Origin of the sequence: Bradyrhizobium sp. SZCCHNRI3052 (genome assembly GCF_032484895.1) — a bacterium.
Lineage (GTDB): Bacteria > Pseudomonadota > Alphaproteobacteria > Rhizobiales > Xanthobacteraceae > Bradyrhizobium.
Genome location: NZ_JAUETW010000008.1, coordinates 284,962 through 306,005 on the forward strand (window position 1 = coordinate 284,962; position 21,044 = coordinate 306,005).

At 64.4% G+C, this 21,044-nt stretch carries 25 protein-coding genes; 8 read left to right on the forward strand and 17 right to left on the reverse strand.

Annotated features, from left to right (window positions below; genetic code table 11):
- Together QW887_RS22495 and xoxF5 are read right to left on the reverse strand one after the other, a co-directional pair.
- Positions 1-480, reverse strand: coding sequence for a c-type cytochrome, methanol metabolism-related (locus tag QW887_RS22495; RefSeq protein WP_315713645.1), 480 nt, complete (start codon positions 478-480; stop codon positions 1-3).
- A gap of 132 nt (positions 481-612) precedes the next feature.
- Complete coding sequence (gene xoxF5 / locus QW887_RS22500) at positions 613-2,415, reverse strand: lanthanide-dependent methanol dehydrogenase XoxF5 (RefSeq protein ID WP_316192880.1); 1,803 nt, start codon at positions 2,413-2,415, stop codon at positions 613-615.
- 406 nt (positions 2,416-2,821) lie between these two features.
- Between xoxF5 and QW887_RS22505 the strand changes: the two genes are divergently transcribed.
- Complete coding sequence (locus QW887_RS22505; protein WP_316194999.1) at positions 2,822-3,769, forward strand: helix-turn-helix domain-containing protein; 948 nt, start codon at positions 2,822-2,824, stop codon at positions 3,767-3,769.
- Positions 3,770-3,789: 20 nt separating this feature from the next.
- On the opposite strand, the gene QW887_RS22510 is transcribed toward QW887_RS22505, so the two are convergent.
- Genes QW887_RS22510 through QW887_RS22520 form a run of 3 tightly spaced genes read right to left on the reverse strand, consistent with a single transcriptional unit; the run spans position 3,790 to position 6,756 of the window.
- A complete protein-coding gene (locus QW887_RS22510; RefSeq protein WP_316169867.1) occupies positions 3,790-4,725 on the reverse strand; it encodes a transporter substrate-binding domain-containing protein in 936 nt (311 codons plus the stop codon).
- Positions 4,725-5,066, reverse strand: a complete 342-nt coding sequence (locus tag QW887_RS22515; protein WP_315825195.1) for a cytochrome c — start codon at positions 5,064-5,066, stop codon at positions 4,725-4,727. Before QW887_RS22515 ends, QW887_RS22510 begins: the two co-directional genes overlap by 1 nt.
- Before the next feature lie 25 nt (positions 5,067-5,091).
- On the reverse strand, positions 5,092-6,756 hold the full coding sequence (locus QW887_RS22520) for a methanol/ethanol family PQQ-dependent dehydrogenase (protein ID WP_315752807.1): 1,665 nt from the start codon (positions 6,754-6,756) through the stop codon (positions 5,092-5,094).
- Positions 6,757-7,020: 264 nt separating this feature from the next.
- Here QW887_RS22520 and QW887_RS22525 point away from each other — a divergent pair, with 264 nt between their 5' ends.
- Complete coding sequence (locus QW887_RS22525) at positions 7,021-7,413, forward strand: hypothetical protein (RefSeq protein ID WP_315713211.1); 393 nt, start codon at positions 7,021-7,023, stop codon at positions 7,411-7,413.
- Positions 7,414-7,630: 217 nt separating this feature from the next.
- The gene (gene pqqA / locus QW887_RS22530; RefSeq protein WP_009031067.1) at positions 7,631-7,711 is read left to right on the forward strand and encodes a pyrroloquinoline quinone precursor peptide PqqA; all 81 of its coding nucleotides are present in this window, start codon (positions 7,631-7,633) and stop codon (positions 7,709-7,711) included.
- 149 nt (positions 7,712-7,860) lie between these two features.
- On the opposite strand, the gene QW887_RS22535 is transcribed toward pqqA, so the two are convergent.
- The gene (locus QW887_RS22535; protein ID WP_315713209.1) at positions 7,861-8,169 is read right to left on the reverse strand and encodes an EthD family reductase; all 309 of its coding nucleotides are present in this window, start codon (positions 8,167-8,169) and stop codon (positions 7,861-7,863) included.
- 214 nt (positions 8,170-8,383) lie between these two features.
- Here QW887_RS22535 and QW887_RS22540 point away from each other — a divergent pair, with 214 nt between their 5' ends.
- Positions 8,384-8,596 (forward strand): hypothetical protein, encoded by a 213-nt coding sequence (locus tag QW887_RS22540; protein ID WP_315713207.1) that lies wholly within the window; start codon positions 8,384-8,386, stop codon positions 8,594-8,596.
- 30 nt (positions 8,597-8,626) lie between these two features.
- On the opposite strand, the gene QW887_RS22545 is transcribed toward QW887_RS22540, so the two are convergent.
- The 4 genes from QW887_RS22545 to QW887_RS22560 are packed head-to-tail and all read right to left on the reverse strand — an operon-like array spanning position 8,627 to position 11,431.
- Positions 8,627-8,974, reverse strand: coding sequence for a hypothetical protein (locus QW887_RS22545; protein WP_316195002.1), 348 nt, complete (start codon positions 8,972-8,974; stop codon positions 8,627-8,629).
- A 36-nt stretch (positions 8,975-9,010) separates the two neighbouring features.
- Positions 9,011-9,724 carry an ABC transporter ATP-binding protein gene (locus QW887_RS22550; protein WP_315713203.1) on the reverse strand — a complete coding sequence of 238 codons (714 nt, stop codon included), beginning with the start codon at positions 9,722-9,724 and terminating at the stop codon, positions 9,011-9,013.
- Entirely contained in the window at positions 9,714-10,451 is a 738-nt protein-coding gene (locus QW887_RS22555) for an ABC transporter permease (protein WP_315741273.1), read from the reverse strand. Before QW887_RS22555 ends, QW887_RS22550 begins: the two co-directional genes overlap by 11 nt.
- Positions 10,451-11,431 (reverse strand): ABC transporter substrate-binding protein, encoded by a 981-nt coding sequence (locus QW887_RS22560; RefSeq protein ID WP_315752810.1) that lies wholly within the window; start codon positions 11,429-11,431, stop codon positions 10,451-10,453. Before QW887_RS22560 ends, QW887_RS22555 begins: the two co-directional genes overlap by 1 nt.
- A gap of 86 nt (positions 11,432-11,517) precedes the next feature.
- On the opposite strand from QW887_RS22560, the gene QW887_RS22565 reads away from it, so the two are divergent.
- On the forward strand, positions 11,518-11,877 hold the full coding sequence (locus QW887_RS22565; RefSeq protein ID WP_315713197.1) for a hypothetical protein: 360 nt from the start codon (positions 11,518-11,520) through the stop codon (positions 11,875-11,877).
- A gap of 20 nt (positions 11,878-11,897) precedes the next feature.
- Here QW887_RS22565 and QW887_RS22570 read toward each other — a convergent pair whose 3' ends face one another.
- Both QW887_RS22570 and QW887_RS22575 read right to left on the reverse strand, forming a co-directional pair.
- Entirely contained in the window at positions 11,898-12,719 is an 822-nt protein-coding gene (locus QW887_RS22570) for a quinoprotein dehydrogenase-associated SoxYZ-like carrier (protein ID WP_316166054.1), read from the reverse strand.
- Positions 12,720-12,775: 56 nt separating this feature from the next.
- Complete coding sequence (locus tag QW887_RS22575) at positions 12,776-13,702, reverse strand: quinoprotein relay system zinc metallohydrolase 2 (RefSeq protein WP_316195004.1); 927 nt, start codon at positions 13,700-13,702, stop codon at positions 12,776-12,778.
- A 161-nt stretch (positions 13,703-13,863) separates the two neighbouring features.
- On the opposite strand from QW887_RS22575, the gene QW887_RS22580 reads away from it, so the two are divergent.
- Both QW887_RS22580 and QW887_RS22585 read left to right on the forward strand, forming a co-directional pair.
- On the forward strand, positions 13,864-14,739 hold the full coding sequence (locus tag QW887_RS22580) for a substrate-binding domain-containing protein (protein WP_315713192.1): 876 nt from the start codon (positions 13,864-13,866) through the stop codon (positions 14,737-14,739).
- A complete protein-coding gene (locus QW887_RS22585; protein WP_316195006.1) occupies positions 14,736-15,296 on the forward strand; it encodes a PQQ-dependent catabolism-associated CXXCW motif protein in 561 nt (186 codons plus the stop codon). Before QW887_RS22580 ends, QW887_RS22585 begins: the two co-directional genes overlap by 4 nt.
- A 32-nt stretch (positions 15,297-15,328) precedes the next feature.
- Here the strand turns inward: QW887_RS22585 and QW887_RS22590 are convergent, their stop codons facing one another.
- From QW887_RS22590 to QW887_RS22610, 5 genes are all read right to left on the reverse strand, one after another.
- The gene (locus QW887_RS22590; protein WP_316195008.1) at positions 15,329-15,940 is read right to left on the reverse strand and encodes a hypothetical protein; all 612 of its coding nucleotides are present in this window, start codon (positions 15,938-15,940) and stop codon (positions 15,329-15,331) included.
- Positions 15,937-16,791 (reverse strand): ABC transporter permease, encoded by an 855-nt coding sequence (locus QW887_RS22595; protein WP_315825186.1) that lies wholly within the window; start codon positions 16,789-16,791, stop codon positions 15,937-15,939. Before QW887_RS22595 ends, QW887_RS22590 begins: the two co-directional genes overlap by 4 nt.
- Positions 16,788-17,603, reverse strand: coding sequence for an ABC transporter ATP-binding protein (locus QW887_RS22600; RefSeq protein WP_315752817.1), 816 nt, complete (start codon positions 17,601-17,603; stop codon positions 16,788-16,790). Before QW887_RS22600 ends, QW887_RS22595 begins: the two co-directional genes overlap by 4 nt.
- A complete protein-coding gene (locus QW887_RS22605) occupies positions 17,600-18,532 on the reverse strand; it encodes a YVTN family beta-propeller repeat protein (protein ID WP_316191423.1) in 933 nt (310 codons plus the stop codon). Before QW887_RS22605 ends, QW887_RS22600 begins: the two co-directional genes overlap by 4 nt.
- A 158-nt stretch (positions 18,533-18,690) precedes the next feature.
- Complete coding sequence (locus tag QW887_RS22610) at positions 18,691-19,899, reverse strand: ABC transporter substrate-binding protein (RefSeq protein WP_316195010.1); 1,209 nt, start codon at positions 19,897-19,899, stop codon at positions 18,691-18,693.
- A 142-nt stretch (positions 19,900-20,041) separates the two neighbouring features.
- Between QW887_RS22610 and QW887_RS22615 the strand changes: the two genes are divergently transcribed.
- Entirely contained in the window at positions 20,042-20,521 is a 480-nt protein-coding gene (locus QW887_RS22615) for a DUF3280 domain-containing protein (protein WP_315752900.1), read from the forward strand.
- The last annotated feature ends 523 nt before the right edge of the window (positions 20,522-21,044 follow it).

Below are 21,044 nucleotides of genomic sequence, written 5' to 3' on the forward strand. Positions count from 1 at the left end.
TCATTTCTTGCCCATGCAGGAGTTCTCCGCTTCCGTATAGGCTGGCGGTTTGTCCTCGTGCTTGGCCGGGCGAACGCGTCCTACCGCGTCATTGCCGCGGGCACGCAGGTAGATGTAGAGGTCGTCCATGTAGCAGGCCACGTTCGGATTGTCGCCGAAAGCCGGCATGACGTTCTCCTGGGACGTGCTGACATTCTTGCGGCCGCTGGCGATGACACCGATGAAATCGCCGTAGCTCATGGTCTTGACCGAGTCCTTCAGCGCAGGCGCATAAGTCGATCCCATGCCGTCGGGCCCGTGGCAGACGTGGCATTCGGAATGATAGCGGCGGTATCCGGAGTAGGTGTACCAGTCGACCGATCCGTCGGCGCCCACCTTGTAGGTCGGATTGCCATCCTTATCGAAGTACTTCCCGTCCTCGGACTTGACGGCCGCAGGATCTCCCGGACTTTCCGCCCAGGCATTTTCGGCGACAGTCATCCCGCCGGTTGCCAGGAACAGAGCCGTGGCGACCGCAAACCAGATTCTACGCAAGGGCGTTTTCCCATAATTTTTTGGAACAGGCGAACCGGCGCATGGACGAGATCCATGCGCCGGAGGCAGGTACCTGGCTTACTGCGGCAGCGAGAACACGGTGAGCGCGCCGCCGAGAGCGGTGTAGTTGCTCAGCGCGGCATAGCCGCCGACGGCACCGAGACCGGCAGTCGGATCGGTCAGACCCGCCGCGAGACCAATGCCGGCCCAGCCACCGACACCCGAGAGGACGGCGACGTACTGCTTGCCGTTCGCCTCGTAGGTCGTGACGTTGCCGATGATGCCGGACGGGGTCTTGAACTTGTAGAGCTCCTTGCCCGTCTTGGCATCGACCGCCTTGAGGTAGCCTTCGAGCGTTCCGTAGAACACCACGCCGCCGGCCGTCGCGAGCGCACCCGACCACACCGAGAACGGCTCCTTGTTCGACCAGGCGATCTTGCCGGTCTTGCCGTCCCAGGCGATGAAGTTGCCCATATGGGTCTCACCCGCCGGCGGATACATCGACAGGGTTGCGCCGACATAGGGCTGACCTGCGGTGTAGCTCACCTTGAAGGGCTCGTAGTCCATGCAGACATGGTTGGTGGGCACGTAGAACAGTTGCGTGTCCGGCGAGTAGGCCGCCGGCTGCTCGTCCTTGGTGCCCAGCGCCGCCGGGCAGATGCCCTTGGTGTTGACGTCCTCACCCTGCTTGTCGGTCGAGTACTGATCGACGACCTTGGGACGGCCGTAGGTCGCAGAGTTCTTGTCCATGTCGACGCCGGTGGTCCAGTTCACCTTCGGGTCGAACTTCTCGGCAACGAGCAACTCGCCCGTGGCACGGTCGAGCGTATAGCCGAGGCCGTTACGATCGAAGTGCGTGAGCAGCTTGCGCGGTTGGCCGTTGATGGACTGGTCGGACAGGATCATCTCGTTGACGCCGTCATAGTCCCACTCGTCGTGGGGCGTCATCTGATAGACCCACTTCGCGACGCCGGTGTCGGCATGGCGGGCGAAGATTGTCATCGACCACTTGTTGTCGCCGGGACGCTGCTTCGGATTCCAGGTCGAGGGATTGCCCGACCCGTAATAGACCATGTCGAGCTGCGGATCGTAGGAGATCCAGCCCCAGGTGCAGCCGCCGCCGGTCTTCCACTGATCGCCTTGCCAGGTCTTCAGGCTCGAGTCCTTGCCGACCGGCTTGCCGAGCGCCGTGGTGTTGGCGTCGAACAGGATCTGGTCATCCGGACCTTCGGAGTACGCCTTCCAGACCTGCTTGCCGCTCTTGATATCGTAAGCGGTCATGCTGCACTGGACGCCGAACTCGCCGCCGGACGTGCCGACCAACACCTTGTCCTTCACCACGAGCGGAGCCGAGGTTCCGGTCTGTCCCTTGCTCGGATCGCCATTGACGGCGGTCCAGACGTGCTGGCCGGTCTTGGCGTCGATCGCCACCAGCTTGTCGTCGGCCTGATGCAGGAAGATCTTGCCGTCCCCATAGGCGACGCCGCGGTTGACGGTGTCGCAGCACATCACCGGAATGACGTTCGGATCCTGCTTGGGCTCGTACTTCCAGACGATCTTGTTGTCCTGCGCGAGATCGAGCGCATACACCTTGTTCGGGAACGGCGTATGCACATACATCAAGTTGCCGATGATGAGCGGTCCGCCTTCGTGGCCGCGCAGCACGCCGGTGGAGAAGGTCCACGCGACCTGCAGCTTGCCGACGTTCTGAGCGTTGATCTGATTGAGCTTGGAGTAACGCGTATTGGCGTAGTCTCCCGCCGGCATCACCCAGTCCTTCGGGTTGGCCGACATCTTGACCAGCTCTTCGCTGGCCCACGCGCCACCCGCGGCAAGCGCCGCGACTGACGTCAGACATGTTGCGAGTAGCACTCTTCGCATCGTCTTTCCTCCCGGGTTCAACTGAGGTTCCGCAGCACGCGGCCCAGTATTCGTTTTCGGCATCATTGAATATCCACTTCTCGACCGGGAAACTTGCCCAAAAGAGAAAAGAGCTTGCTCAAGAGTGAAGCGAATAGAAGTTTTTGAAGGAGATTTTGCTTTGCTGGTCCGCAACATGAGCGCCATTCTTGCTGCGGAGCATCAATTTGCAGCACCGCGGTTCCACCGAAGGTTGACGTTTCCCTTGACCTTACAGAGACGAAGGCGGAGGATCATGCGGGGGAAGTTATGGAACGAAGTGCGCCGCGAAAGCCGCGGCCTTAAAATGGGAGCAATCTTGCTACAGTCTTGCTCGCCGTCCGGCGGCGGACCCGTTGCGTTTCGATCATGAATCGGTGGATGAAACATGTCCGACACGACCCGCTCGCTTAATACTTCGGGATTCTCACCGAAGAGCCAGATCCAGCGTTGGTCAGATGCACTGACCGACCTGTGCGGACGTTTCGATGTCGATCCGCTGGAGGGCGCCTCATTCGAGGGGCGCATCAATTTCACGACGGTGTCGCGCCTGAAGCTCTGCCAGATCGAGGCCAGCCAGCACCGTATTGCGCATACCTATGCGCGTGCGCAAAAGGCCGCACATCCCTACATCAAGATCTTGTTCCAGACCTATGGAACGTCTTATTTCGAGCAGGATGGCCGCCAGATCGAGATCGGCCCGGGCGATTGTCTCGCCTATGACGTCTCGTTACCGCACACCATCATCAGCCCCGCGCTGACCCGCCATGACGTCGTGATCGTGCCGAAGGAGCTATTGCAGGAACGCGGCTTCCGGTCGGAAAAGATGCCTGCATACAAGCTGTCTGCGCGGAGCGGGACCGGTCGGATTGCGCATGACGTCACCCATGCCGCGTTCGATGAGGCGACCCGGCTTTCGCCCAACTCGGCTGTCAGCGTCGCCGAATCGCTCATCGATCTGTTGCTGTTGCCGCTGCGTGAAGCCGATCGAATGCTGGATCGGGCGGGACCCGAGGCGGTCTATATCCGCGCTCAAGCCTTCATCCGCGAGCATCTGCGCGATCCCGATCTGTGCATCGATCAGATTTCGGCGGCTCTGGGGTGCACCAAGCGCTACCTTCACATGGTGTTCAGCGATCGTGGCATGACGGTCAGCGACTACATCTGGCGGGCCCGGCTTCAGCATTGCCGGCAGGAGCTGGAGACGCAGAGCGGCAAGACCATCACTGATGTCGCGTTCTCGTGGGGTTTTTCGAGTTCGTCGCACTTCAGCCGTGTCTTCCGCAAATATTTCGGCGTCGTGCCGTCGTCGGTTCATAAGACTGCGGCCCGCTGAGCGGTCGTGAGGTAGCCGCGCTAGCGTGCGCCGCTCCGGATGATCCTCTGGAATGCATCACCGAGAATCACCGGCTCGCGCGGTGGAAGATAGGTCAGTCCGGCGGACCGACCGAGATTAGGCAGGGCCCCGGAGGCGTCGAGTTCCGTCAAGGCCTTGTCGACCGATGCGATGAGTTCGGCCGAACTGGTCAGCCCGACATAACCGCGGTTCACGCCGATCGGATAGCTGTAGCCCGACCCGCCGAGCCTGGTGTCGGGATGAGCCGCCCGATACGCATCGAAACGTCTGCCATCGAGCAGGGTCGCATCGAACTTGCCCTGTTCGAGCGCCCCGAGCAGATCATCCCGCGTGGGAATCAAATGCGTGATGTCGTCGATCAGCCGTCCCTTGTCGAACGTCATCAGGATTGCATCCGCCAACGTACCGCTCTCGATTGCCAGCCGCAGCCCTGCCAGGTCGCCGATGTCGGTAATCGGGCGCTGTTTCGCGGAAGGTCCGAGAACGACGGTCAGTGTTGAGAACATGTACGGCTTGCTCGGCATCAGCGTGCCGAGCGGAACGCGGCGGCGGCGGTCGTCGCGGGTGGCGCCATCGAAGTCCGGCAGCTTGGCTGTCTTGACGCCGGGCGCGACCAATCCGTCCTGGGTGAACGCATAGCTGCCGAGCAGCGAGCAGCGTCCGTCCGAGAGCAGTGCGTTCGCCTCCAGCGCTGGACTGGAATCTTCGTCCAATTTGCTTTCGTACCACTGGATCTCGAGCTTTCTGCCAAGGCGGTCGGCGATTGCCTGACCGAGCAGGACGTCGAAACCGTTGCCGGGCTTGCCACGATGATGGACCGAGAGCGGCGGAAGATTTTCGTCAAGGCAGATGCGCAGCACGTCGTCAGCGGCTAAGGCGGCTGACGACACTGTCGAGATCATCAAGGCAGTCAGCCAACGGCAGAGATGGCGCATCACTGCGCTCTCCGGCTCGAGACATAGGCCCACAGCGCGGTGATCTCGTCATCGCTGAGAATGTCGCCCCAGGGCGGCATGCGACCGTTCTTGCCCTGCTTCACCGTGGTGACGAAACGAGGCTGGTCATCGGGAAACCGACGCAGGTCGGGCGTCACCGTGCCGGAGTTCACCATGTTGGGGCCGTGGCAGTGCGAGCACTTCTGAGCGAACGTCGTCTTGCCGATGTCCACCTGGCTATGTGCGGCGCTGCCATCTTGTTGTTGGGCGAGGGCAGTCGTCGACAGGACGGCCGACATCGCCACGACGGCGGCGAAGGCCGCCGCCGCTTTCATGAACATGTTCTGTCTCACGGGCAATCCGCACTCAGTTCTTGACCGCGAAGACCCACAGCGAGCCGCCTGCCGGAACGTTGGCGAGGCGCTCGTCACCGGAGAACAGTGAGTAGACGCCGCCGTAGCCTGAGGTGACGGCGACATACTGCACGCCATCCTGCTGCCAAGTGACGGGCTGGCCTTCGATGCCGGAGCCGGTCTGGAACTGCCACAGCTTCTTGCCGCTGTCGGCGTCGAAAGCCTCGAACTCGCCGGTCAGCTTGCCCGAGAACACCACGCCGCCTGCCGTGGACAGCACGCCGGAGAAGCGCGGGATGTCGCTCGGCTGCTCCCACTTGGTCTTGCCGGTCATCGGATCGATGGCCTTGAGCTGACCGCGTGGCCCTTCCGGCCAATCCCACAGATCCGTCAGGTCCATGCCCAGGTACCACTCGCCGGCCTTGTAGGTCGCAGGCTCGGTCTTGTAGTGGCCGCCGAACACGAGCGTGTTGGCGTAGGCCAACCCGGTTTGCGGATTGAACGACATCGGCTCCCAGTTCTTGCCGCCGAGAATCGACGGATAGACCGTGACCTTCTTGCCCTCGCGGGCATCGCGCGTCACATCGGTCTCGACGGGCTTGCCCGTCTTCAGGTCGATGCTGGAGGCCCAGTTCACCTTCACATAGGGGTTGGCCGCGAGCAGCTTCCCATTGGTGCGATCGAGCACATAGAAGAAGCCATTGCGGTTGGCGTTCATCAGCACCTTGGTCTGCTTACCCTCGACGTTCATGTCGGCGAGCACCATCTCCGCGACCGCGTCGTAGTCGAACGGATTGTTCGGCGAGAACTGGAAGTGCCACTTCATCTTGCCGGTCTTCGGATCGAGCGCGAGCACCGAGCAGGTGTAGAGGTTGTCGCCCGGGCGCACCGCCGCGTTGAACGGTCCGGGATTACCGACGCCCCAGAACACGGTGTTCTGCTCGGGATCGTAGGAGCCGGTGATCCAGGTCGAGCCGCCGCCCAGCTTCCAGGTGTCGCCCTTCCAGGTGTCGCCGCCGGGTTCATCCGGGCTTGGGACCGTGTGTGTGCGCCACAAATGCTTGCCCGTCGCCGGATCCCAACCATCGATGAAGCCGCGGGTGCCGAACTCGGCGCCGGAGATGCCAGTCAGTACGACGCCGTCGGCGACCAGCGGCGCGACGGTCATCGAGTAGCCTTCCTTGATGTCAGCGGCCTTCTGACGCCACAGCTCCTTGCCGGTCTTGGCATCGAGCGCAATCACGTTGGCATCGAGCGTGGTCCGGAACACCTTGCCGTCGTACAGCGCGGCGCCGCGATTGATGATGCCGCAACAGACCACGCGCGGCGTCTCGGCGGGATAGTCGATCTTGCTTTTCCAGATCTGCTTGCCGGTCTTGGCGTCGACGGCCATCGTCGCATTGTGGGTCGTGACGTAGAGCACGCCCTGGTACACCAGCGGCTGCGACTCCTCACTGCGGTCATCGGCGAAACTGTAGTTCCAGACCGGCACCAGGTTCTTGGCGTTGTCCTTGTTGATCTGGGTGAGCGGGCTGAACCGCTGCAGATTGTAGCCCATGCCGTAGTTGAGAACGTTCGCCGTATCAGTTGCACCCTTGACCAACTGATCGGCGCTCTGCGCGCTTGCACCATGTGATGCAAAAATAGCGAGGCCTGCGGCCAGCGCGATCCGCTTCATTCATTTCCTCCGAGATTTTTATGCGCGCCTATCCTGACGCTGCGGGCACAACACTCCGCTCGAAATCGGGAACCGTCAATACGAAAAGGTGGCAACCGCCCTCTGCGCATCGGGAAGCCGTCCTCGTTCGATCGGGACAGAGCAGCCGATCCCCGTTGTCTCTGCTCGCGGATCTGGGTCGGCATGATCGCACCGCTCCGATGTTGCGTTGCGGCACAAACATTGCTTCGCCGCATCATGCCGGGATAACAGAGGAGTAGGCGGATGAGACGAACCATCCTTTGGCTCGGCATGCTTTGTTGCCTTTGGGTGAGTGCGAGTGCGCGTGATCTCGGTCAGTGGGGAGCGGTCGATCCTGCATTGCGTCAATGGTACGAGGCGCTGATGCAGCCTGACGTGCCGACGGCATCGTGCTGCGGTGAGGCCGACGCCTACTTTGCCGATGAGATCCATGTCCGCGACGGCAAGACCTATGTCATCATTACCGATGACCGTCCCGATGAGCCGCGTGGCCGCCCGCATATCGATGTCGGTACCGAGATCGAGGTCCCCGATCACAAGCTGAAGTGGGACAGGGGAAATCCGACGGGGCACGGCATCATCTTCCTAAGCCGCAATCGGTATGTGTTCTGCTACGTGCAGCCGGGCGGTGCGTGAGGGAAGATGCCGTCCCGCTCAGGGGCAACGTCCTACGAGGATTGAGGCGGAACGGCGTCCAGCCAGGCGGCTGGATTTTGTTTCATTCAATCGATCGACAACCGCTGGGGAAATGCTCCACGGTTGTGGAGCCTTGCGTTCCCCCCGATGCGGTCCTAGCTTCGATGTTGGCGCGAGCAATGCGTCAGTCAATGATAGTCGAACTTGGGAGCTTGAAATGGCCTGGAAGACACCGAAGATCGTCGAAGTGCCGGTTGGCATGGAAATCAACATGTACGCCTGTGCTGCGCGCAAGTAACGCGTAGCGATCTGCCAAGCCACGAGGAGCGCAATTCGCTTCTGACTGGCTTGGCGGATCCATTCGATGGACGGTCCGCGAGATCGTCCCGGCGACCGGCCTCTCGGCCGATCGGGTATGACGGGCACACCGCCGAACGTTGGTGACGATCAAACGTCCTGCGTGTCGAAGATATACAGGTCGACGCCGCCATCGGCGAAGTTGGGCAGATCGCCCGCCGCCGCCTTGCCTTCGGCAGAGCCCATTCCCGCCTGCAGCGCCTGCATCGAATCGAATATCAGGGTGGCAACGAGGTGGATGTTGGTGGCTCCCGCCGGCCCATTCACCGGGCCCCGGCTGATATCGTAGCTCTTCAGACCGGGAATCTTCTTCGCCAGCGGCACATGGACGTTCATATAGTGTTTGTCGAACGCCTCGGCGCTCTTGGGGGTCTTGTAGAGTACGAGAACCTTGGGCATCTGCTTCCTCCGCATTCGCTCTTTTGAGGTCGATCGACCGCTTCCATTGCAGCCGATCTGCCGGTTCGGATCAAGCGTCAGGGGCGGCTTCGCCCAGGGATAGTCGTTCCAGCCTTGGTTCCGCTGCATAATTTGTTGCGCGAGGAGAAACTGATGCAGCCGGATGTCGTAGTTTCAGATAAGCTGTTTCAGGCTTATCGAAGGACAACGAGCCATGAGCTCCATCGATCTCGTCATCACCGTCTGCGCAGTCCTGTCTCCGGCCACCTGCGAGGAGCAGCATCTCGTTTTCGCGGATGGCGGTGCCTCGCTGCAGCAATGCGCGATGAAGGCGCCGCCCTACATCGCCCAGTGGATCGGCGAGCACCCGAAATGGACTGCAGTGCGATGGCGCTGCGAATATCCCCACAGCAACGACAAGGCCTGAGGCCGGCTTGGCCGTCGGCACGCTGGCTGCTTACTTCGTGCACTCCTTGAGGTCCTTGTCGGCGACCGAAACTACGGCGTCGGCCTTGATCTCGAGGCCGCGAACAATGCACTGCCGCTCGCCGGCATAGCTCACCTTGGCGTCGTAGCGCCCAGGCTCGACTCCAGTGAGCTTCAGCCGTTCGTCGTGATCGAGCTCCTTGTCCTTGTCGTTCAGCATCTGATTCGGTCCCCAATTGTTCTGGCCGGCCGGCGAGAGCTGAAAGCCGGTCATCGTTGCGGTGGTCAGATTCCAGAGCCGGATGCCTTTGCTTTGTGCGGCGGCCGCGAGCGGGATGCCGAACAGAATGATCGCCGTCACGGCGGATGCGCGTCTCATGGCGTTTTCCCTGGGGTCCGATGTCCTTTGCCATGACTATGACACGGAAAAATCCAGTCGCGCCACATCGGCCTTGATTACCGCGACCACGTCGTTGTTGCGCTGCGCGCGCGGCAGGTCGATCGGGACTGAATGAAGCAGACGGGCAGGGCGTGAGGACAGCAGGAAGATCCGGTCGCCGAGCCGTGCCGCGTCGTCCATGCTGTGGGTGACCAGCAGCGTGATCATGGGGCGCGAGGCCACGAGCGTCGCGATCTCCTCGCGCAGCCGCGCGGCGAGCGCGTCGTCGAGCGAAGCCAGCGGCTCGTCGAGAATCAGGAAATCCGGCTCGACCGCAAAGGCGCGCGCCAGCGCGACACGGCGGGCGAGGCCGAGCGACAACTCGCCTGGAAAATGGCTGCGATGTCCCTCGAGCTCGAGCACGCCGAAGATGGCGGCCAGCCTGTCCTCCGCGACACCGGGCGCTGCCAGCCGGACGTTGGCCTCGACGGATCGCCACGGCAGCAGCCGCGGCTCCTGGAACACCATTGCCAGCCGGGCTCCCTCGGGCCGCGATACATGGCCCTGATAGTCGTTGTCCAGACCGGCGAGGATCCGCAGCATCGTGCTCTTGCCGCAGCCGGAGGGGCCGACGACGACGCCGACCTCGCCCCGCTCCAGCGAAAAGGCAATGCCAGCAATCACCTCCTGGCGCTTGCCATTGGCGGCGCTGGTGTAGCTCTTGGACCTGATATCGACCTCAAGCCGCACGGAGCCGCCACCTCGATGCACGCTGCTCGAACGGCTGGACGATAACGGCCTCGATCACCAGCACCACGGCAGCAAAGCTGAGCGAGTAGGCGAGCAGCAGCGGAATGTCGAACAGCTGGAAGGCGACGCCGATCTCGAAGCCGATGCCGTTGGGCCTCCCGAGCAACTCGGCGACCAGCACGATCTTCCACACCAATGACAGGCCGGAGCGCGCGGCCGCCGCAATATAGGGCGCAAGCTGCGGCAGCAGGACGTGGCGGAGGATGCGTCCGCGCGAAAAGGCAAACACCTTGGCCATCTCGTCGAGCGATGGATCGAGCGCGCGGGCGCCTTCGCGCAAGGTGACGACGGCGGTCGGCAGCTTGTTGATCGCGATCGCCGCGATCGCAGCGACCTCGGTGAGACCAGCCCAGATATAGGCGAGCACGATCACCACCAGCGCGGGCAGATTGAGCAGCAGGATCAGCCAGGGATCGCCGAGGCGGTTGGCGAGCTGGCTGCGCCCCATCAGAAAGCCGATCGCCGAGCCGAGTGCCATTGACAGAGTGAAAGCGAGGGCGACGCGGGCGAGCGTTGCGCCGAGATGCAGAAACAGCGCGCCGGACCGCGCTTCCGCCACCGCAACCGCGAGCACGGCCGATGGCAATGGCAGCTTGGCGCTGCCGGCGACAGCCGCGGCAATCCACCAGGTGGCGAGCAGAAGCGCAAAGGACAACAGCCGCAGCACTAATCCCTCGCATCCGCCCTGTAGTAGGTGCCGGGACTGAGCTCAGCCGCGGGGCCGACCAGATCGCGGCCGCCGATCGAGGCGAGCACGCCGTAGAGAACGCGGGCGTCGGCCTCTTCCTCGGCCACCGGCCGGCGCGGAATACCTTCGCGATAGCGGTCGCGATAGACGCGCAAGGTGGCGTCGTCCTGTGCGCCGGTCAGCGGGGCGATCGTTTGCCAGTCGGCGTCGGAAGTCGCCAGGATCTCCTTGGCCTTGGCCGTGACGGTTAGGAAGCGTGCGACGAGATCGCGATGCTTGGCGGCCCAGTCCTCGTCGAAGACATAGCCGATCATCGCGGTGCGGCCCTTGGCGCCGAACGGCGGCAGCAGGTCCTCGACGCCGGCAAGCCGGCGGAAGCCCTTGGCTTCCAGCGCCGCGCAGAAATTCCAGTAGTTCAAGCCCGCATCCATCTCGCCGTCGGCCAGCTTGGCGGCCAGCAGCGGCGGCGCGCCGTAGGTGATCGTCGCCTGCGATTTCAGATCGACGCCGTCGCGCTTGAGCGTGGCCTGCAGCAGCAGCCAGCTCTTGTCGAGCGGGCCGCCGGCCACCGCGAGCTTGCGTCCCTTCAGATCGGCAAGGGTCTTGATCGGCGAGGTCGCCGGCACCATCACGGCGCCGAGCGCGCTCGAATAGGGATAGAAGGTGAGCTTGGCGCCGAGCGCACGCTCGCGCGACACCCACAGCCAGTCCGACACCATGATGTCGGCGTTGCCGGCCCGCAGCGCGATCTTGCCGGCCTCCGGGCTCGCGAGCTCGACCGCATCGATCGCGATATCCGCCTGCTTGTCGAGCTGGCGGGCGCGGATCACGGCCAGCTCCCAGGCGAAGGTGCCGGTCTTTTGCACCGCAACCTTGACGGTCTCGGCGGCGCAGCATGCCGTGACCGGCAGCAGGGCGCAGGCGACAATCGCCATCAACAAACGACCGATCTGCGTCATGAGCCTGTCTGCGTTTCCTCGAGAGGTGTTCTTTTCAGCCTCATTCCCTTAGCATAGCTTCGGCTGCGATGCCGCGGAGGACTGTGATGCGTAGTGCTGTTCCGGTAGGACCGATTGTCGCCACTCTCATTGCCACGATTGCGCTGTGCGGGCCGGCTCGTGCCGAGGAGCTCAACGACTATCCGACCTCGGCGCGGGCCGAATATGTGTTCGGCTGCATGAAGGCGAATGGCGAGACCAGGGAGGCGATCGCGCAGTGCTCCTGCTCGATCGACGTGATCGCTTCGATCATTCCCTATGAGCGCTACGTCACGGCCGAGACCGTCCTCAGCATGTCCCAGGTGCACAGCAATCTCGGCACCCAGTTCCGCACGTCCGAGCAGGCCGCCAACGCGCTGAACGATCTCCGCCGGGCGCAGGCCGAAGCCGAAGTGAGATGCTTCTGAAGCGCTGCCGCTCTGCCGCATCAAGTTCCTGAACCGTCGGCCGGCCAATCGTGCTCGAACACGTGGCCCTGCGTATCCTTTGCCTCCGCATGGAATTGCTTGGCGCCGTTCGACACGTAGGTGAAGCGGATGTTGGGATCCTCAGAGATCGAGATGCCTCCTTCGACCGACAGCACCAGACTGCCGTCCTGCGACAGCGTCAGCCGGTCGATGAAGAAGGCCGGAATGTAGAGCTGCGTCACCTGATCCATCTGGAGCCCGGAATTGTTGGGATGCCCGACCATGACCTGCGCTTCGCGGATGCCGCTCGTGGCGCCGTCGCTGCTCTGCGTGAACTGCCGGTAGCGCATCTGGCCGATGCGCGCCTTGGCCTCGTCCGGATTCTTCGCCGCCGGCGCCGAACAGCCTCCGGACGCCTTGACGAAGGTCTTGACCACATAGAGCTGACCATCCGTCAGCTCGGCCACGGCATGCACATCCGTGTAGTTGTTGACGCGGACCCGCGTCGAGATCGCGGTCACATTGGCGTCCGCGCCGAGCGTGAACTTGGCCGCCATCGGCGCGGGATTCTGGTCGATCACCAGCGTGATGGTCTTGATACGGCGCTCGTCGGCGGGCGACAGCTTGCTGCGCAGGGTGACCGGAACGACCGAGGCATCCTCGGCGCGCGTCGGCATCTCGATCGACAGCACATTGGTGCCGTCCTGCATCGCCTTGTTGTTGAAGATGTCCTGGACCAGTCCCGGCCAGGGATCGTAACCATCAGCGGCCTTCGCAGGTGCGAAGGCAAGCGCGAGGCATGCCCCGAGAAGCAGGGTGGACGGCAGGTGGAGCCGGATCATGGCGCATTCCTCCTCGGGCAGTCGGGTGAATTAACGATCATAGCGCGTCGCCGCCCTCATTCCCATTCCATTTCCGAGAACGCCGCCGTTGCGTTGCGGGCATTGTAGTCGTCGAACAGCTCCCATTTGCCGCGCTCCGATCCTGCCGCCCCAGCGGCGTCCGCGATCGGCCTGCCTGCCTTGATCAGCCCGCGAACGTCGTGGGCCAATGTGTCGAGGTAGCGACGCTCGTCACTGAGCGCCAGTGGCCACGGGCTGACAGGGCCATGGCCGGGAACGACGCGCTCGGCCGGGATGGTCGCGAGCGCGGCCATGTCGGCGATCCAGCCGCGCAGGCTGCCATCCATCACCGGGATGTGACGCAGGAATACGAGATCGCCGGCGAACAAGACCCGGCTCCGGTCATCATAGACGGACAGGTCGCAGTCGCTATGCGCGGTGCTCCAGGCCTTGAGCGTGAGGGTACGGCCGCCGAGGTCGAGCATCATCTCGTCGTCCACGAGGATCGACGGGGCGACGAGACGGACCTCGTCGATCAGCTCGGCGCCCATCAGGCGCCGGAACGCCTCGATGTAGTGCGGTCCGCGCAAGGCAAGCGCGCGCGGCAGGTTCTTGGCGCCGACGAAGCGCGTGCCGTCGCCCTCGAATGCCGCGTTGCCGAATGCGTGATCCGGGTGGGCGTGGGTGTTGATGACGTAGCGCACGGGCTTGGCGGTACGGGCGCGGACCGCTGCCAGCAGCGCGCGGCCTTCGCGGACGCTGCCGCCGGTGTCGATCACGGCGACCGCGTCGTTGCCGACGATGAAACCGACATTGGCGATGGCGCCCTCGTTCGCCGCGTTCATCAGCGCGGTCTGGCCGACGTGAACGAACACGCCGGGCGCGATCTCGCTGACCTCGAGTTCCGGCGGCATGGCAAGAGCGGCGCTGCCGAGCGCCAGCGCCCCCCAGGCGGTGATCGCGATGATCAGTTGTCTCACCATCGGCTTGCCTTGCTCGCGTGAGAGGTGAGCGTCAGGCGATGGACGTTGCGGTGCAGCAATGGGTCAACTCTTCGCGATGACGCCGGCTGTTGCACCGGAGCGGCCGGCGGCCTAGCATTTTCAAAAGTACCACAATGCGTTCGATAGGGATGGAAATACGGATGACGAAGCGTCACAACCTTGCCTGCTCGCTGGCCGTTGCCGCGGGGCTCACTCTGCTCGGGCCGGCCGCCGCTTTCGCGCAGAGCAATGATGGCCTGGACCTGTCGATCGAGCTGGTCGATCCCAAGGTGCTCAGGGTCTGCGCCGATCCGCGCAACCTGCCGTTCTCGAACGAGAAGGGCGACGGCTTCGAGAACAAGCTGGCCGAGCTCTTTGCCGCCAAGCTGCAGAAGAAGGTGGACTACACGTTCTTCCCGCAGGCCACCGGATTCGTGCGCATGACGCTCGGCTCGCACCGTTGCGACGTGATCATGGGCTTTCCCCAAGGGGACGACCTGGTGCAGAGCACCAGTCCCTATTACCGGACGGCCTATGCGATCGTGACCAAGCCGGGCTCCGATCTTGCCGATGTGACGACGCTGGAGGATGCCAAGCTCAAGGGCAAGCACATCGGCATCGTGGCGGGCACGCCGCCGGCAACCAACATGGCGCTGGCCGGGCTGATGCCGACCGCAAAGCCCTATCCGCTGATGATCGACACCCGCGTCGATTCCTCGGCAGAGGCGATGATCAACGATCTGAAGTCCGGCGAGATCGATGCCGGCGTGCTGTGGGGGCCGATGGCCGGCTACTATGCCAAGCAGGCGAGCCCGCAACTGCATGTCACGCCGCTGGTGAAGGAGACCAGCGGGCCGAAGCTGATCTATCGCATCGCCATGGGTGTTCGTGGCGCGGACCAGAACTGGCGCCGTCAGCTCAACAAGCTGATCCAGGAGAACCAGGGGGAGATCAACAAGATCCTGCTGGACTTCGGGGTGCCGCTGCTGGACGAGAGCAATCATCTGATCACCGCCGAGGCTGCGGCGAAGCCATGATCGGTCGGCTCAGCGCTGCGGCATTGGCAGGCGTGCTGCTGATCGCCGTGGCGGTGCGGGCCGATGATCTCGTGCCGGAGCCGGACAGCTATCGCACCGAGAACTATCGCGCGCCGGTGCCGACGACCCTGAGCGGAGCGCGCGTGCTGTCGACGCGGGAGACCGAGGCGATCTGGCGCGCGAAGTCCGCCGTCTTCGTCGATGTGTTGCCGCGGCCGCCCAAGCCGAAGAACCTGCCGGCCGGGACGGTGTGGCGCGATCAGCCGCGCCTGGACATTCCCGGCAGCATCTGGCTGCCCGACACCGGCTACGGGGTGCTGGCGCCCCAGACCGAGGACTATCTGAAGCGCGGCCTTGCCCGCGCTTCCGAGGGCGATTTGAGTCGTCTGCTCGTGTTCTACTGCCTCGAGGACTGCTGGATGTCGTGGAATGCCGCCAAGCGCGCGCTGACCTATGGCTACCGCAACGTCGCGTGGTATCCGGACGGGACCGACGCCTGGAGCCGCGCCGACCTGCCGCTGCAGCAGACGCAGCCCGAGCCGCGGCCTGAGGAGTGAGCGGAGAGGGCGGCGGTAGCGCATCAAATCAGCTACTCCATGTCCTGCTGGATCTCGCGCGCCAGGGCGAACAGGCGCTGGTCGATCGCGGTCGGGACCTCGCAGACGAACTTCATCACGCGACGCCGGTCCTCGAAGATGCGCGTCTCCCAGTTCAACTGGTTGGTCATCTCCTCGACCTTGGCCTGATCCGGGTTGGGGCCGCTGTGCATCTCCTGCAGCGCGATGGTGTCGCCGCGCACCTTGTCGACCGCCTCGCGCTGCTTGCGCATGACGCGCTCGAGGCCGTTCATCACCGATGTCCGCTGCGCGTTCAGCGTGTCGAACAGCCCCGCGAACAGCAGCTTGCCCTTGCGTGTCTTCTCCTCGGCCGTACCGGTGAGGAAATCGGCGACGTCCTTCTGGGCCTGCTCCAGCGGGATACGGCGCGCGGCAAGCTTGGCGACGAGCTCGGCCACCTTCGCATCCTCCTTCCAGCTCGCGCCGACATCGTCGATCGGCGGGCCGGACCACACGGCGGCGATCGAGATCTCCGGCACCTTGGCCTGCGGGCAGGGCCAATCCGGATAGCGCGGATCGGCGGCCTGCGCAGCACCTGCCGACGCAGCGATGGCGACGGCCGCCAGTGTCGTTCTGAACCTCATGCCTCGCCTCCGGGACCGCGCCTGACAAACCCCCGCGACGGATCGTAGGCCAGGATCGCGCCGATCATGAAGACGGCGGTGCAGCCGCCGACCACCGCGAGCGAAACCCAGTTCAGCTTGCCATATAGCGCGAAGCGGATGAGCTCGACCGCGTGGGTGAAGGGATTGGCTTCGCAGAGATAAGCCAGCCAGGGACTGCCTTCCTCGACCCGCCAGAGCGGGTAGAGCGCCGATGAGGCGAAGAACATCGGGAAGATCACGAAGTTCATGACGCCGGCGAAATTCTCGAGCTGCTTGATGCCGGAGGAAATCAGCATGCCCAGCGCGCCGAGCATCAGGCCGGACAGGATCAGCGCCGGCAGCACCGTCAGATAGCCCATCGGCGGCGGGGTGATGTCCCAGAACCAGGCGATGGCGAGAAACGCATAGACTTGCAGCACCGAGACGGCGGTGCCGGCGAGCAGCTTGCAGAACAGCAGATAGCCGCGCGGCAGCGGGCTCACCAGCAAGGTGCGCATGTTGCCCATCTCGCGGTCGTAGACCATCGACAGCGACGACTGCATGCCGTTGAACAACTGGATCATCGCCATCAGGCCGGGCGCGATATAGACCTCGTAGGGGATATAGGTCTCGTAGGGCGGGATGATCGAGATGCCCAGCACCTGGCGGAAGCCGGCGGCGAAGATGAACAGCCAGACCAGCGGCCGTACCAGCGCCGAGACGAAGCGCTCGCGCTGATGCAGGAAGCGCAGGCCCTCGCGCCAGACGATGCCGGTGAGGCAGGTGATGTATTCGCCGGCCGAAAAGCCGCTGCGTGTGGGTGTGGGCGCGTGCACGGTGGTGACGGTCATGGCTCGGAGCTCCGCGCCGGACTGGCCTGGGTCGTCAGCCGCGCGAACGCCGCGTTGACGTCGGTCGCACCGGCCTCGGCGATGACCTGCGGGACGGGCCCGCGCGCCAGCACGCGGCCCTGATGCAGCACGACGAGATCGTCGGTCGCCGCGATCTCGTCGAACAGATGCGTCGCCCAGAGCACGCCGATGCCTTGCTCGGCGACGAGCTGACGGACGTGACCGACGATGTCGGCGCGGGCCTTGACGTCGAGGCCGACGGTGGCCTCGTCGAGCAGCAAGAGGCGCGGCCGGTGCAGCAGGGCGCGAGCAATCTCCAGCCGGCGCATCTGGCCGCCGGAGAGGTCGCGCACCTTGCTGCCGGCGCGGTCGGCGAGGCCGATGCGCGCCAGCAGCTCCTCGCTGCGCGCGCGGGCCTCGCGGCGCGAGATGCCGTGCAGCGCGGCGTGGTAGAGCAGGTTCTGCGTCAGCGACAGATCGAGGTCGAGCGTGCGCGGCTGGAACACGACGCCGAGCAGCCGCAGCGCCTCGCCCGGCGTGCGGCCGATGTCATGGCCGAAAATGCCGATCTGGCCGGTCTGCACCGCGAACAGTCGGGTGATGAGCGAGAACAGCGTGCTCTTGCCGGCGCCGTTGAGACCGAGCAGGGCGGTGAAGCTCGCAGGCTGGACGGCGAAGCTGACGTCGTTGAGCGCCTTGCGTGCGCCGTAGGAATGGCTGACGCCGGCGACCGACAGCGCCGGCACTTGGTCGGAGGCCGGCTGCGGGGTGGCGCCTGTGGCGTCGAGAGCGGGTGCGTTCTGCGTCGTCATGGCTGTGCAATCGTGATGCCCCAGGGCAGCTCGCCGACCTGGATGGTCTTGATCACCTTCTGCGCGGCGACGTCGATCACCGAGACATCGTTGGAGACGCCGTTGGTGACCAGAAGATATTTCTCATCCGGCGTGAACTCCATGTGCCAGACGCGCTGGCCGACCAGGAGATATTTCTTCACCTCGTGGGTGGTGCCGTCGACGATGGCGACGCGATTGGCGGGGCCGAGCGCGACGAAGCCGGTCTTGCCGTCCTTGGTCAGGGCGATTCCGACCGGCTGGATCGCCTCGCTGCGCAGGCCGGGCACGGCGAACTTGATCTTGCCGGTGACCTCGCGCTTGGCGGGGTCGATGATCGAGACGGTGCCGCCAATCTCGGCCGAGACCCACAGCTCCGAGCCGTCGCTCTTGAACTCGGCAAAGCGCGGCCGCGCATCGACCAGCACGTTGGCGACGATCTTGCGGGTCGCCGTGTCGATGAAATGCGCCATGTTGGTGGTTTCGGAGGTGCAGATCAGGATCTTGCCGTCCGGGCTGAGCATCATGCCCTCGGGCTCGACGCCGACCTGGACGTCGCCGATGCGGACGCGCTTCTCGAGGTCGAGCACCGTGACCGTGTTGTCGTTCTCGTTGGCGACATAGAGCGTCTTGCCGGCGGCGTCCTGCGCGAACAATTCGGGATCGGGGCCGGAGGGCAGGGTATCCACCACCTCCATCTTCTTGGCATCGATCACCTGGATGGTGTCGTCGTCGCCGACCGCCACCATCACGAACTTGCCGTCGCGCGTGAACGCGATGCCGCGCGGCCGCTGGCCGACCTTGATGGTCTTGGTGACCGTCCAGGTGTCGGTGTCGATGACGGAGACGGTGTTGCCCTTCTCGTTGGAGACGAAGGCGACGTAGGCGGAGGCGGGGGCTGCATGGGCCATGACGAGTGCGGCGATGAGCAGGCTGACTGCTGTGCCGAAGCGCTTGCAAAGCTGCGATCGCCCTTCGGGACGCGCGTGTGCGGAAGGCTCCACACCAGCACGCATGTCGGCCCGGCATGTCGGACTAGGCATTCTCATCAGCATGGTTCGATCCGACATCATTGCAGCTTGCACTTGGTTTCGGGGCGGTCGACACCGAGGGTGTCGAGTTCGGAGACCTGGTGCAGGAAGCCCTCCTGCGGGGAGACCGAGACGATCATGCGGCCGTCGGCCAGCAGGATCGGCTGGCGGAGCTGCAGGTTCCAGTCGCGCAGGGAGAGGCGGGTGCCCTTGAAGGCGGCGATGGTGAAGTTCGGGCCCTTGAGGTAGTCGGTCATCGTCTTGGCGTCGCCGGAGTTGGTGCGCGAGGCGGCCTCGCCGACCATGCGCACGGCCATCCAGGCCTGCATGTCCAAGGCGTCCATGCGGCGCGAGGCGAGCTTCATGAAGCGGTTCTGCAACTGCGTCGCCCCCCACTGGTCCTGCGCCGGATCCCAACTCGTCGGCCGCAGGCCGGCGGAGCCCGCGACGGGGCGCGGATCCCAGGTGCGGTAGGGCAGATAGTTGGCGAACACCTCGCTCTCGTCGGCGGTGACCAGCACGTCATAGGCCGGCGCCTTCTGCGTGAACACCGGCATCTGGCGCTGGATCAAGGTCACGCCGCTGTCGGTGCGGCGCGCGCCGCCGGTGTCCTCGAAGGTCCGCTCCTCGACGATCTTGGCGCCGAAGCGGGTGGCGGCGCGGCGCAGCGCGTCGGCGAACAGTCTGTCGCTGTCGTGCGAGCCGGTGACGAGCAGCCAGCGCTTCCACTGCTTCCAGACCAGATATTGCGCCAGGCCGTCGGCCAGCATCGAGCGCGTCGGTGCGACATGGATGACGTTGGCGCGGCAGTCCTGCTCACGCAGGCGGTCGTCGGTGGCGCCGACATTGAGCAGGGTGACGCCGCGGCCCCGCAACGCATCTGCGACCTTCAGCACCGCATCCGCCGGCAGGTCCACGAGGACGAATCCCGTCTTGCCGGCGAGCTCATTGGCGGCCTGCGCGGCGTCCTCGTCATCCTTTACGCGGCGGTCGATCAAAGTGAAGCGCTGGTTGAGGAACTTGCCGGTGGTGTTGTTGTCCTCGATCGCGAGCCTCGCGCCGGCCACGCCATCATCGGCCGCAGGCTGGTCGAGCGGCGACAAGGTCTGCGGCACGCTCGCGCGGCCGAGATAGCCGATCGCGATGTCGACCGGATCCGCCGCGCTGGCGGCGGTTGCGGCGGCGATGAGGCCGATCGCGCCCATCAGAGATCGGGCCAGAACTCCCAGGACCACACGTCCTCCCATTGTTCCCTCGTCCTTGTCCGGCGAGGTTTCGCCTTGCAAGATGAACGAATTGGCCTAGCTTTCAACCCCACTTTTGGCCGCTGTCGCGTCATTTCGGATCACGACCTTGAAACCTGCCGTTCTCCCCGCGTTCCTGATCCTGATGTCTGCGACATCAGTGCATGCCGAGCCGACCAAGGTGGCGGTGTTCGACTTCGAGCTGATCGACACGAGCCTGCAGGGCGAGGTGCAGGGCCCGCGCCAGGACGAGCAGAACAGGCTGGCGCATGCGGCGGAGCAACTGCGCGCGGCGCTGCAGGACTCCGGACGTTTTCGCGTGCTCGACATCGCTCCCGTCAACGATGCGGCGCACCACAGCAATCTGCAGGCTTGCGGCGGCTGCGACGTCAAGCTCGCGGGCGACATCGGCGCCGATCTCGCCATCACCGGGACGGTGCAGAAGGTCTCCAATCTCATCCTCAACATGAACATCTATCTGCGCGACGTTCACACCGGCAAGCCGGTCGCGGCGATGACTGCGGATATGCGCGGCAACACCGACGAATCCTGGACGCGCACCATGGCTTGGCTGGTCCGCAACCGCCTGCTGGCGCCGAACTACGGCGCGCCGCAGGCGCAGTAGCCGACGAGATATGACGGTGCATTCTCGCGGCGGATGACGCCCGAGCTTTGCGTGCCGGTCGCCCCTTGGAAAACAAGAGGCGCAGGGAAGGCCGGGAGCCTGCCGCCCCCATGGCCCGCCTGCGACAAGAAATGCAGGCGGCAGGTACCACAGGTTCGGCTGGGACATCCCGGCCCTCCCTGCGCGGATGGTCTTAACGGTTGCTTCGCGTTCTCCCCGGTGCGCCGGGCGTTCTGGTCACCGTGCGCGACGACACGCTGTGAGCGCGCCGCCGCGGGGGCATCGGCATCGGGATGCCAGGACCACGCGACTTGGCCGTACGCCGTGACGCGTTCGTCCGCACGCTCTCACGGGGCATGTGATGCCCTGAGCATGCTGCGCGCCGCCGGCGTCCACCGCATCCCACCTCCACGTTCGTGACGACCGCGATACGCCCTCTCGACGAGGCGGGATGGCGCTAGACAATCACGATTTCCGGAAAAACGAAAGTGAAATTTTTGTCGCCGCCGGGCTGGACACTGGG